12 protein-coding genes are annotated in these 10,884 nt (G+C 72.2%); 2 read left to right on the forward strand and 10 right to left on the reverse strand.

The window, feature by feature from the left end:
* The first annotated feature begins 4 nt into the window (after positions 1-4).
* Entirely contained in the window at positions 5-475 is a 471-nt protein-coding gene (locus AB0M39_RS19650; RefSeq protein ID WP_365365948.1) for a Rieske (2Fe-2S) protein, read from the forward strand.
* A gap of 22 nt (positions 476-497) precedes the next feature.
* Positions 498-1,199, forward strand: a complete 702-nt coding sequence (locus AB0M39_RS19655) for a nucleotidyltransferase domain-containing protein (RefSeq protein WP_365365950.1) — start codon at positions 498-500, stop codon at positions 1,197-1,199.
* 119 nt (positions 1,200-1,318) lie between these two features.
* Here AB0M39_RS19655 and AB0M39_RS19660 read toward each other — a convergent pair whose 3' ends face one another.
* From AB0M39_RS19660 to AB0M39_RS19705, 10 genes are all read right to left on the reverse strand, one after another.
* Positions 1,319-2,068 carry a nucleotidyltransferase domain-containing protein gene (locus tag AB0M39_RS19660; protein WP_365365952.1) on the reverse strand — a complete coding sequence of 250 codons (750 nt, stop codon included), beginning with the start codon at positions 2,066-2,068 and terminating at the stop codon, positions 1,319-1,321.
* Positions 2,069-2,071: 3 nt separating this feature from the next.
* Entirely contained in the window at positions 2,072-3,103 is a 1,032-nt protein-coding gene (locus AB0M39_RS19665) for an ADP-ribosylglycohydrolase family protein (protein ID WP_365365954.1), read from the reverse strand.
* Complete coding sequence (locus tag AB0M39_RS19670; RefSeq protein ID WP_365365956.1) at positions 3,100-3,876, reverse strand: NUDIX domain-containing protein; 777 nt, start codon at positions 3,874-3,876, stop codon at positions 3,100-3,102. The genes AB0M39_RS19665 and AB0M39_RS19670 overlap by 4 nt, the downstream gene beginning before the upstream one ends.
* Complete coding sequence (locus AB0M39_RS19675) at positions 3,876-4,955, reverse strand: AAA family ATPase (protein WP_365365958.1); 1,080 nt, start codon at positions 4,953-4,955, stop codon at positions 3,876-3,878. The genes AB0M39_RS19670 and AB0M39_RS19675 overlap by 1 nt, the downstream gene beginning before the upstream one ends.
* Positions 4,952-5,608, reverse strand: a complete 657-nt coding sequence (gene pnuC / locus AB0M39_RS19680; RefSeq protein WP_365365960.1) for a nicotinamide riboside transporter PnuC — start codon at positions 5,606-5,608, stop codon at positions 4,952-4,954. Before pnuC ends, AB0M39_RS19675 begins: the two co-directional genes overlap by 4 nt.
* A 212-nt stretch (positions 5,609-5,820) precedes the next feature.
* On the reverse strand, positions 5,821-6,975 hold the full coding sequence (locus AB0M39_RS19685) for a pseudouridine synthase (RefSeq protein ID WP_365365961.1): 1,155 nt from the start codon (positions 6,973-6,975) through the stop codon (positions 5,821-5,823).
* On the reverse strand, positions 6,975-7,544 hold the full coding sequence (scpB, locus tag AB0M39_RS19690; RefSeq protein ID WP_365365974.1) for an SMC-Scp complex subunit ScpB: 570 nt from the start codon (positions 7,542-7,544) through the stop codon (positions 6,975-6,977). Before scpB ends, AB0M39_RS19685 begins: the two co-directional genes overlap by 1 nt.
* A 32-nt stretch (positions 7,545-7,576) precedes the next feature.
* Positions 7,577-8,788 (reverse strand): segregation/condensation protein A, encoded by a 1,212-nt coding sequence (locus tag AB0M39_RS19695; protein WP_365365963.1) that lies wholly within the window; start codon positions 8,786-8,788, stop codon positions 7,577-7,579.
* 52 nt (positions 8,789-8,840) lie between these two features.
* Positions 8,841-9,395 carry a hypothetical protein gene (locus AB0M39_RS19700; RefSeq protein ID WP_365365976.1) on the reverse strand — a complete coding sequence of 185 codons (555 nt, stop codon included), beginning with the start codon at positions 9,393-9,395 and terminating at the stop codon, positions 8,841-8,843.
* Positions 9,392-10,537, reverse strand: coding sequence for a ParA family protein (locus tag AB0M39_RS19705; protein ID WP_365365966.1), 1,146 nt, complete (start codon positions 10,535-10,537; stop codon positions 9,392-9,394). Before AB0M39_RS19705 ends, AB0M39_RS19700 begins: the two co-directional genes overlap by 4 nt.
* Positions 10,538-10,884: the final 347 nt, after the last annotated feature.

A 10,884-nucleotide genomic window follows, 5' to 3' on the forward strand; every position in this document is an offset into this window, starting at 1 on the left:
AGCCATGGACACGCGGCGACGGACAGTGCTTGCGGCGGGAGCGGCAGGCGCGGCCGCCCTGGCGGTCGGCTGCGGCCAGTACGGAGACGAGGGCGGCGGCACGACGACGTCCGAGCCGCCGGCCTCGCCCACGCCCGACGGCACTCAGGCGCCGAGCGGCGACGCGACCACGGGCGCTGCGCCCGCCGGCCGACAGCTGGCCACGACCTCGGAGATCCCCGTCGGCGGCGGAAAGGTCTTCGCCGACGAGAAGACGGTGGTGGTCCAGCCGACGTCGGGCGACTTCAAGGCCTACTCCTCCGTCTGCACCCACCAGGGCTGCAATGTCACGACGGTGGCGGACGGCACCATCGACTGTCCGTGCCACGGCAGCAAGTTCAAGGTCGCGGACGGCTCGGTCGCCGAGGGCCCGGCCACCAGGCCGCTGCCGTCCCGGCAGATCTCCGTCGACGGAAATGCGATCCTGCTGGCCTGACCGCTCCCGTAGCCTGACCGGCATGACCCCGCATGACCTGGTGCGCGAGCACACGATCTACTCCTGTGTGATGGGCTCGCGCGCGTTCGGACTGGCCACGGAGGACAGCGACACCGACCGGCGAGGCGTCTTCGTCGCCCCGTCGCCGCTCTTCTGGCGCTTCGACAAGCCGCCGACGCACGTGGAGGGACCGGCCGACGAGCAGTTCTCCTGGGAGCTGGAGCGCTTCCTCGGACTCGCGCTGCGCGCCAATCCGAACGTCCTCGAGTGCCTGCACTCCCCTCTCGTCGAGCACGTCGACGACACGGGGCGCGAACTGCTCTCGCTGCGGGACGCGTTCCTGTCCCGCGAGGCCCATGGGACGTTCGTGCGCTACGCGGCCGGCCAGCGCAAGAAGCTCGATGCGGACGTCCGCCAGCACGGCGCCCCGCGCTGGAAGCACGCGATGCATCTGCTGCGGCTCCTGGCGAGCTGCCGCGATCTGCTGCGCACGGGCGAGCTGACGCTGGACGTCGGCACGGACCGCGACCGCCTCCTGGAGGTCAGGCGCGGCGAGGTGCCGTGGCCGCGCGTGGAGGCCTGGATGGCCCGCCTGGCGGCGGAGGCCGACGAGGCGACGGACCGCTCCCCGCTCCCGGCCGAGCCGGACAGGGCGCGGATCGAGGACTTCCTGGCCCGCACGCGCCGGTCGTCGGCGCTCGAGGCCGCGGCGCTCACGTCCTGAAGACCTGAGCACGGTCCTGGGTGTGGAGGCCCGAGCGCACGGGCCTGGGCACACAGGCTTTTCGCGACTTCCCCTCGCGCCCTTGCGCCTCCGCCCCCGCCCCTCGCCCCCGTCCGCCGTCAGCGGTCCAGCCGGACCCGGACCACGAGGTCGCTCAGCGCCCCGTAGACCGTGGGCTCGTCCGGCAGCCGCGAGGCCGTGCGCGCCTCGTCCAGGACGGCGTGCAGCGCGTCGACCTCGGCTCGTACGGCCTCCAGATCCACCCCGGCGGCCCCGTGCTCGGCCTCCGCCTTGGCGGCTATCAGCCCGGGCAGCCGGCCGGGGGCGTCGACCTCCTCCAGCAGCGTGGGCAGATGCGCCTGCACCTCGCCGCTGCGCATCAGATGGATGCCGGTGAGCAGCGCGCGGAAGGTGTAGAGCAGCGGCTTCAGCTCGCCGGTCTTCTCGAAGAGCCGCCACTGGGTGTTCGCGAACCCCCGGTAGTGGTGGGCGTGGTGGCTGGTCAGCACGCCGGGCGCGAGGTCGATCAGCTCCCGGTGCGCCTCGGAGGTGTGCACGACCAGCGGCGAGAGCAGCTGCTCCAGCACGTAGCCGTTGCGCCGCAGCATCAGCCGGGCGAACTTCCGTACGTCGTGTGTGACCAGATCCATCTCCACGCCGTCCCGGTCCCACATCCGCGACCGGGTCTCGTCCGGCTCGCGCATGCCCAGCAGCTCCTCGACGGACAGCAGGTGGACCCCGCGCAGGTCCACGTCCGAGTCGCGGGAGGGGAAGCCGTACAGATGCGCCCCGGAGACGGTGGCGAAGAGCAGCGGGTCGGGCTCGGCGACGACGACGGCGCCCAGGTTCATGTCCAGCGGATCAGTCATGGATCAAGAGTCCCAGAGCGCCGCCAAGGACATCAGGTCGCTGCGGTACTCGATCCGCTCCGCCCACTCCTTCGGCCAGGCGCCGGCGCCCAGGTGGGCGCCCGCGAACGCGCCCGCGAGGCAGGCGATCGAGTCGGAGTCGCCCTGGGTGCAGGCCGCGCGGCGCAGGGCCGTGACGGGGGCGTCGGGGAACATCAGGAAGCACAGCAGTCCGGTGGCGAGCGCCTCTTCGGCGATCCAGCCGTCTCCGGTGGCCAGGCACGGGTCGAGCTCCGGCTGCGGGTCGCGCAGCGCGGTGGCGAGCCGTTCCAGGACCTGGAGGCACTCGTCCCAGCCGCGGGCGATGAAGGCCTCGGGCGTCGGGTCGTGGGAGTAGGTCCACAGGTTGCCGAGCCACTGGTGGTAGTAGCGGCTGCGCTGCTCGTACGCGTACGAGCGCAGCTGGCCCACCAGTCCCATCGGCTCCGCGCCCTGGGTGAGCAGGTACACCGCGCGCGCCGTCAGGTCGCTGGCGGCCAGCGCCGTCGGGTGGCCGTGGGTGAGCGCGGACTGCAGCTGCGCCGCGCCCGCCCGCTGCTCCTCGCTCAGCCCGGGCACGAGGCCCACCGGCGCGACCCGCATGTTCGCGCCGCAGCCCTTGGAGCCGATCTGGCTGGCCTCCTGCCAGGGCCGGTCGCCGTCGAGCTGCCGGCAGGCGGTCAGACAGGTGCGGCCGGGCGCGCGGTTGTTCTCCGGCGAGTGGTACCAGTCGACGAACTCCGCGCGCAGGGGCCCGGTCAGCCGGGGCGCGATGAGCAGTCCGCGGTCCATGGCGGCGCGGATGCCGCGGCCGACGGCGAGCGTCATCTGGGTGTCGTCGGTGACGATCGCGGGCGTCGGCAGCTCCATGGCGCGCCAGGGCCCGCACTTGGCGAGGATCGAGGGCACGTCGTTGAACTCGGTCGGGAAGCCCAGCGCGTCCCCGAGGGCCAGTCCGATCAGCGAGCCGGTGGCCGCCTGCTTGGTCAGCGTCCTCGGGGTGTTGAAGGTGGTCATGACTGCCGTCCTTCCGGTCGCAGGAGTGGTGGGTGCAGGGCCGACGCGGCGCCTGCCCGGTAGAGCGCGGCCGGTTTCCCGCGGCCGCCGGTGCGGCGCGGAGGTCCCTCGACGGCCTCGACGAAGCCGGTGCTGGCGAGGACCTTGCGCCGGAAGTTGGGCCGGTCGAGCTCGACGCCCCAGACCGTCTCGTACACCTGCTGGAGCTCGCCGAGGGTGAACTCCGGCGGGCAGAAGCTCGTGGCGAGGCAGGTGTACTCGAGCTTCGCGCCGACCCGTTCATGGGCGTCGGCGAGGATCTGCTCGTGGTCGAAGGCGAGCGAGGCGGGCGAGGCGAGCTGCGGGTCTCGCCGGTCGACCCGGGCGGGAGGGGCGGGAGGGGCCGTCCTGCGCAGCGGCGCCCAGCGCGCGTGCGCCGCGTCGCCGCCGCCGCGCGGCTCCGGCAGGTCGGGCAGGAGCGCGGTGTACGCGACGGACACGACCCGCATCCTCGGATCGCGGTCCGGGTCGCTATAGGTGCGCAGTTGCTCGAGATGCAGATCGGCGACGGTCTTTCGGGACAGGCCGGTCTCCTCGGCCAGCTCGCGGCGGGCGGCCTGCTCGGCGGACTCCCTGGGCTGCACGAATCCGCCGGGCAGCGCCCAGGCGCCTCTATAGGGCTCTTCTCCGCGCTCGATCAGCAGCACCTGGAGCACGCCCTCGCGGACGGTGAAGACCGCCAGGTCGACGGTGACGGCGAAGGGCGGGAAGGCATGGGGGTCGTAGTCCTGCATCAGCGGCGCTCCGGGAGGGGGTCGGCGAAGTCCCAGCCCTCGTCGACGAGTGCGTCCACGGCGGCGACGGCCGCGGCCAGCCGCTGCTCGTGGGGACCGGTGAGCTTGACGAACCGCCGCCCGGTGCGGGCCAGCTCCTGTTCGAAGCGGCCCGTCATCCAGGGGCGCAGATGCTCCCCGTCGCGCAGTCCGTCGTCCTCGAACGGCACGCCCTCGTGGTCGGTGAGCAGCCATAGATGCTGCCGTCCGCGGGCGGCGATCCGTGCCACCTCGTCGTGGGCGCCGCCGAGGTAGCGCTCGTGCCACACGGTCGTGGCGAAGGCGTCGGTGTCGCAGAACAGCACGGGCGAGCCGGCCCTGGCGGCCTCCTCCTCCAGCTCCGCCTGCCGCCGGGCGATGTGCGGGAACTCCTCGGAGGCGAAGGCGACCTCGTCCCAGCCGGCGCCCGGCCGCTCCGCCCGCAGCCGCGCCAGCTTCGCCTCGCTGAACTCCCGCCCGTACTCCCCGACGTAGCGGGTCTGCGTCCAGACGCCGCCGCGGCGCCGGTAGTGCTCCGCGAGCGCCCAGGACAGCGTCGTCGTCCCGGTGGACTCGGCCCCGAGGACGACGACCCGCCGGGCCAGCGCGGCCCGCACGGGCGGCTCCAGGAAGTCCCAGCAGCCGACGGGGTCCTTGCGCACGGCCGTCCCGGAGACGGGGAAGACGGTGCGGTCCACGTCGACGCAGACGGCCTCCGCCCCGAAGCGGCGGCCGAGCTCTGCTCCGTACGTCTCCGAGGTGAACACCGCGTCCACCGGCTCGGGCACGGCGGCCCGGAAGACGGCCATATGGGCCGCCCAGACGTCCGGGTCGGCCAGATCGACGGGGATGTCGTCGACGGCGCCCACGACATGTGCCCCCGGGTGGACCTCCCGCATCCAGGCCACCCGCTCGGCGAGCGGCACCGACTCCACGGAGGAGGCGCAGACCAGGACGGTCAGCCGCTCGCAGCGGTCGGCGGCGGTGCGGACGAGATGGTGGTGGCCCGCGTGCGGCGGATAGAACTTCCCGAGGACCAGGCCGTGCTCATAGCGCGTCATGCGGGCGCCCCCGCGGGCTCGGGGCGCGGCGCCGGGGCCAGGTCGCGCGACCAGCTGCGCAGGCCGAGGACGCACAGCGTCAGGAAGCCGATGTAGAGCAGGGAGGTGAGGTACAGCTCCTTGTACGCGTAGAGCGGGACGTACACGACGTCGGCCGCGATCCACAGCCACCAGGACTCGATGCGCTTGCGGCACTGCCCATAGGTCGCCGTCAGCGAGAGGGCGGTGGTGAGCGCGTCCCAGAAGGGGACGGTCGAGTCGGTGGCGCGGTCCAGCAGGAGCGTCAGAGCGAGGGTCCCCACCGCCCCCGCCGCGGCCAGCCAGGTCCACTCGGTGCGCGTCGTGCGCCGCACCGGGAGGGAGTCGGAGCCTGGTCCACCCCCGTGGGTCCAGGTCCACCAGCCGTACGCGGCGAGGGCGATGAAGACGATCTGCAGGCCGGCGTCGGCGTACAGACCGGCTTGGGTGAAGAGCAGGATGAAGAACAGGTTGTTGGCGATGCCGATCGGCCAGTTGGCGAGGTGCTGTCGGGCGACGAGCCAGACGCAGAGCGCGCCGCTGCCGAAGCCGAGGAACTCGGTCCAGCTCACCGGGGTGCCGAGAACGGTGAACAGCGGCTGCTGCAACGGTTCGACGATGTCCGCGAGACTCACGCCCGCCTCCTTAATGGTCATGTTGACTATAAAGGCTGGAGGGTCGCCGCCACAAGACGCGAGAAGCCCGCGGCATGGAGCCGCGGGCTTCTGGACGGTGGTGCGGGGTCGGCGCGTGGTGCGGTGGGCGAATCGTGCCGTCGGGCCGCTGAGTCGTGCGGTCGTCGAGCGGTCGCCGTGCCGGCTACAGCGGGCCGATTACCGCCTGCCTGCTACAGACCGACTTCCTTCATCAGCATGCCGACCTCGGTGTTGGTGAGGCGGCGCAGCCAGCCGGACTTCTGGTCGCCGAGCGGGATCGGCCCGAAGGAGGTCCGTACGAGCTTGTCGACCGGGAAGCCCGCCTCGGCGAGCATGCGACGGACGATGTGCTTGCGGCCCTCGTGCAGGGAGACCTCGACGAGGTAGTTCTTGCCGGTGTTCTCGACGACCCGGAAGTGGTCCGCGCGGGCGTAGCCGTCGTCCAGCGGGATGCCCTCCTTGAGCCGCTTGCCCAGCTCGCGCGGGAGCGGGCCCTGGATCGCGGCGAGGTAGGTCTTGCGCACGCCGTACTTGGGGTGGGTCAGCCGGTGGGCCAGCTCGCCGTGGTTGGTGAGCAGGATGATGCCCTCGGTCTCGGTGTCGAGCCGGCCGACGTGGAAGAGACGGGTCTCCCGGTTGGTGACGTAGTCGCCGAGGCACTGGCGGCCGTCCGGGTCCTCCATGGTGGAGACGACGCCGGCGGGCTTGTTCAGCGCGAAGAAGAGATACGACTGCGTGGCGACGGTCAGGCCGTCGACCTTGATCTCGTCCTTCTCCGGGTCGACCCGCAGACCCTGCTCGACGACGATCTTGCCGTTGACCTCGACGCGCGCCTGCTCGATCAGCTCCTCGCAGGAGCGACGCGAGCCCATGCCGGCGCGGGCGAGCACCTTCTGCAGCCGCTCGCCCTCCTGCTCCGCCCCCGGGAACGTCTTGGGGGTCTTGACCTGCGGCTTGTCCGCGTACCGCTCGCGGTTGCGCTCCTCGGTACGGGCCTCGTACTCGCGGGAGCGGGCCGGGGTCGTGCGCCCGCCGCCGCGCTGGGGGGACTGCCGGGGGCCGCCCTTCGCCCCGCCGCGGGCGGCGGAGGAGCGTCCCTTCCTGGGCGCCTGCGCCTCGGAGGGGCTGCCCACGTCGTAGCGCCGCTCCTCGGGGCGGGGCTTGCCCGCGCGCTTGGGCTGGTCGTCGCGGCCGCCGCCGCCCCGGTAGTCGCCGCGCCCGCCGCCGCCGGCGCCGGCGCGACCGCCGCTGCCGGAGCGGCCACCGCTGCTGCCGCGGCCGCCGCTGTTGCCACCACGGCTCCCGCCGTTGTTTCCGCTGCTGTTCCTGCCGCTGCTGCTTCGCATCAAATTTCCGTCTTGTCGTCTGCGTCCTCGGAATCCGGTGCATCCGGATCGAACGACGGGACCCCTTCCTGGGTCTCGGCCTCAATCGCCTCCGCCTCGGGGAGGAAGGGAGCGAGCTCCGGGAGCTCGTCCAGGCCGCGCAGGCCCATCCGCTCCAGAAAGTAGTTCGTCGTCCTGTACAGGATCGCACCTGTTTCAGGTTCCGCGCCCGCCTCCTCGACCAGACCCCGCTGGAGAAGGGTGCGCATGACACCGTCGCAGTTCACTCCGCGCACGGCCGAGACGCGAGAACGGCTGACCGGCTGGCGGTACGCGACGACGGCGAGGGTCTCCAGAGCGGCCTGGGTGAGCCGGGCCTGCTGCCCGTCCAGGACGAAGCGCTCGACGGCCTCGGCGTGCTCGGGGCGGGTGTAGAACCGCCAGCCGCCGGCGACGAGCCGCAGCTCGAAGCCGCGCCCCTGCACGGTGTACTCGTCGGCCAGCTCGCGCAGCGCGTCCGCGACGGCCCTGGCGGGCTGCTCCAGGACCTTGGCGAGGTGCTCCTCGGTGGCCGGCTCGTCGACGACCATCAAAACGGCCTCCAGGGCGGGCTTGAGGTCGCTCACGCCTTCTCCTCGGTGCTCTCGGGTACTCGATCGAACTCGTCGGTGACGTGCGCGGCGGACTCGCCGCCCGCCCAGGTGACGGTGAGCTCGCCCAGGGCGTCGTCCTGGTCCAGGACGACGGCCTTGTCGCGGTAGAGCTCCAGCAGGGCGAGGAACCGGGCGACCACGGTGAGGGTGTCGTCGAGGCCCTCGGTCAGCTCGCCGAAGGTGACCCTCCCGCGCGCCCGCAGCATTCCCACGACCACCTCGGCCTGCTCGCGGACGCTGACGAGGGGGGCGTGGATGTGGTCGACGTACACCTGGGGCTTGGCCCTGGGCTGCATGGCCTTGACCGCGAGCTTGGCGAACCCCTCGGCCCCGATGCTGATGACGACCTCGGGCAGCAGCTCCGCGTGGTGCGCCTCGAGGCCGACCGTGCGGGGGTACCGCCTGCCCTCGCTCTCCCAGCGCCGGCTGAAGATCTCGGCGATCTGCTTGTACGCGCGGTACTGGAGCAGCCGAGCGAAGAGCAGGTCGCGCGCCTCGAGAAGGGCGAGGTCGGCCTCGTCCTCCACCTCGGCGGAGGGCAGCAGCCGGGCCGCCTTGAGGTCGAGGAGGGTGGCGGCGACGACCAGGAACTCGGTGGTCTGGTCGAGGTCCCAGTCGGGGCCCATGGCGCGGATGTGGGCCATGAACTCGTCGGTGACCTTGGACAGTGCGACCTCGGTCACATCGAGCTTGTGCTTGGCGATGAGCTGGAGGAGGAGGTCGAAGGGCCCTTCGAAGTTGGCGAGCCGCACGGTGAACCGCCCGTCGCCGACCTCGCCGCGCTCACTCGCGGGAGCGGCCTCGGGAGCGGGAGCGGGCTCGGGTGCTGTCCCGGGGGCGGGAGCCGCCTCGGGCGCCGTCTCGGGCTCCGCCACAGCCTCGGGGAGGACCGCCACGGCCTCCGGCAGGACCGTCACGGCCTCGGGAGCCGCCTCAGGCGCGCGCTCCGCCACCGCTGACGCCACCGGCCCGGCGGAGGCCGCCGGTGGCTCTGGGAGGACCTCAGGGGCCGCCTCAGGGGCCTCTATGGACGCGGCCCCCTCCCCGTCCGCCGTCGCAGGCGGCGGGACCTCGGGGGCGGGGAGGCGCGGGGAGAGCTCGCCCGCCGCGCCCCTGCCGCCCGTGCCTGGGCCGCGGCCCAGGAGGCGGCGGGGCGTGGTGGGGTCGTCCGTCGGGGGCATCGCGGTCCAGGAGGGAGAGCAGAGCAGGCAGGGGGCAGCGCGCAGGCTACCGTCAGCGCCCGCGCAGACGTCGTACGAGGATGCTCGCGTCGCCGCGCTGCTCCAGGTCCGCCAGCACCACCGCCACCGCCTCGCGGACGATCCGTCCGCGGTCGACGGCCAGGCCGTGCTCCCCGCGCAGCACCAGCCGCGCGTGCTCGAGGTCCATCAGCTCCTCGGCCGAGACATAGACCGTGATCTTCTCGTCGTGCCGCTCGCGGCCGCTGGGGCGGCGGTTGGCGCCGCGCCCGCGGCGCCGCGTCGGCGCGGCCGACGCAGGCGAAGCGGCCGCAGCGGCTTCCTGAGGCCGTCGCCCTTTCGCCTGCGAGGCGGTCTCCGCCGCCTCCGACCCACGGGCCCGCCCTTCGGCGGAGGAGGAGTCCGCGTCCGGCGAGGAGTGCTCCTCGGCGGCGGGGGACGAGGAGTCCGGCCCCTCAGCCGCCGCGTCGCTCTCCGCCGCCTGCGCCGGCACCCGCGGCTCGCCGTTGCTCTGCCGCCTCGGGGAGGACGGCTGCAGCGCCATCCCCCCGGTCGTACGGAACAGCTCGTCGGCCCCGGGCAGACTCACTCGGCGTGACACCGGGCGAGCACCTCCCTGGCGAGCTGGCGATAGGCGGCGGCGCCGACCGAGTTCGATGCGTACGTCGTGATCGGCTCGCCGGCCACCGTCGTCTCCGGGAACCGGACGGTCCGCCCGATCACCGTGTGGTAGACGTGGTCGTCGAACGCCTCGACCACGCGCGCCAGCACCTCGCGGCTGTGCACCGTGCGCGAGTCGTACATCGTGGCGAGGATGCCGTCGAGCTCCAGGTCGGGGTTGAGCCGCTCCTGGACCTTCTCGATGGTCTCCGTCAGCAGGGCGACGCCGCGCAGCGCGAAGAACTCGCACTCCAGCGGCACTATCACCTTGTGCGCGGCGGTCAGCGCGTTCACCGTGAGCAGGCCCAGCGACGGCTGACAGTCGATCACGATGTAGTCGTAGTCGGCCAGCAGGGGCTTCAGGGCCCGCTGCAGCGTGGACTCGCGCGCGACCTCGCTCACCAACTGCACTTCGGCGGCCGAGAGGTCGATATTGCTCGGCAGCAGGTCCATGTTGGGCACGGCGGTCTTGAGCAGCACCTCGTCCGCCGACATGCCCCGCTCCATGAGCAGGTTGTAGACGGTGAGGTCCAGCTCCATCGGGTTGACGCCGAGGCCGACCGACAGGGCTCCCTGCGGGTCGAAGTCGACGAGCAGCACGCGCCGTCCGTACTCCGCGAGCGCGGCGCCCAGGTTGATGGTCGACGTCGTCTTGCCGACGCCGCCCTTCTGGTTGCACATCGCGATGATCTTCGCGGGTCCGTGATCGGTCAGCGGGCCCGGGATCGGGAAGTACGGCAGCGGGCGCCCCGTCGGGCCGATGCGCTCGCGGCGCTGACGGGCCGCGTCGGGCGCGAGGGTGGCCGCGTACTCGGGATCCGGCTCGTACTCGGCGTCAGGGTCGTAGAAGTGCCCTTCGGGGACTTCCTCGTAGGCGGCGAAGTGGGTGGACTCTCGGCCACTCTCGTTGCCGGCCATGGCGTTCACGTGTTGGCCGTCCATCATCTTCATCGTGTGGGCTGTCGTCATGTGCGTCGTGTGCTGTTGTGTCGCGAAGGATCGGACAGCGACGGAGCCGACAGCCTCAAGCCCGGGCTGCGCTGCTGACGGGAACCCGCCCCTCGCAGGCATTCCTGGTTGACCACCCCCGGGAGTAAATGTCGACTCATTCACAAGTCGTCTTACCTCCTTGGACGTGACCAGGAAACTTATCGATAGGTCAGCGTGGCACCATGCCGACGGTTGGCGACTCTATGGCGTGTCACCGGTCCGCAGCAACACAATCCACCGGACCCGGCCCGATGTGTCGGCAACCGAACACCCCTCTGTCAAGGGTGCACAGGGGTCTTGGCGTGACCTTGCCCGCATGTTTCATGCGTGTGCGAATAGGTTAAAGGGTTACGTTCGAGGCGAGTTGAGCGAGCCACGCAAAGCGGTCGCATACGCGTCCGGCCGGACCTTGCTCGGCAAGGTCCGGC

Origin of the sequence: Streptomyces sp. NPDC051907 (assembly GCF_040681075.1) — a bacterium.
In the GTDB taxonomy this organism is placed as follows: domain Bacteria; phylum Actinomycetota; class Actinomycetes; order Streptomycetales; family Streptomycetaceae; genus Streptomyces.

Bases quoted from the DNA above. Each gene is read 5' to 3' on its own strand.
- AB0M39_RS19695 (WP_365365963.1), bottom strand. From the start codon at position 8,788: ATGCCCCCGACGGACGACCCCACCACGCCCCGCCGCCTCCTGGGCCGC.
- scpB (WP_365365974.1), bottom strand. From the start codon at position 7,544: ATGGTCGTCGACGAGCCGGCCACCGAGGAGCACCTCGCCAAGGTCCTG.
- AB0M39_RS19660 (WP_365365952.1), bottom strand. From the start codon at position 2,068: ATGACTGATCCGCTGGACATGAACCTGGGCGCCGTCGTCGTCGCCGAG.
- AB0M39_RS19655 (WP_365365950.1), top strand. From the start codon at position 498: ATGACCCCGCATGACCTGGTGCGCGAGCACACGATCTACTCCTGTGTG.
- AB0M39_RS19650 (WP_365365948.1), top strand. From the start codon at position 5: ATGGACACGCGGCGACGGACAGTGCTTGCGGCGGGAGCGGCAGGCGCG.
- AB0M39_RS19675 (WP_365365958.1), bottom strand. From the start codon at position 4,955: ATGACGCGCTATGAGCACGGCCTGGTCCTCGGGAAGTTCTATCCGCCG.
- AB0M39_RS19665 (WP_365365954.1), bottom strand. From the start codon at position 3,103: ATGACCACCTTCAACACCCCGAGGACGCTGACCAAGCAGGCGGCCACC.
- AB0M39_RS19705 (WP_365365966.1), bottom strand. From the start codon at position 10,537: ATGCCTGCGAGGGGCGGGTTCCCGTCAGCAGCGCAGCCCGGGCTTGAG.
- AB0M39_RS19670 (WP_365365956.1), bottom strand. From the start codon at position 3,876: ATGCAGGACTACGACCCCCATGCCTTCCCGCCCTTCGCCGTCACCGTC.
- AB0M39_RS19685 (WP_365365961.1), bottom strand. From the start codon at position 6,975: ATGCGAAGCAGCAGCGGCAGGAACAGCAGCGGAAACAACGGCGGGAGC.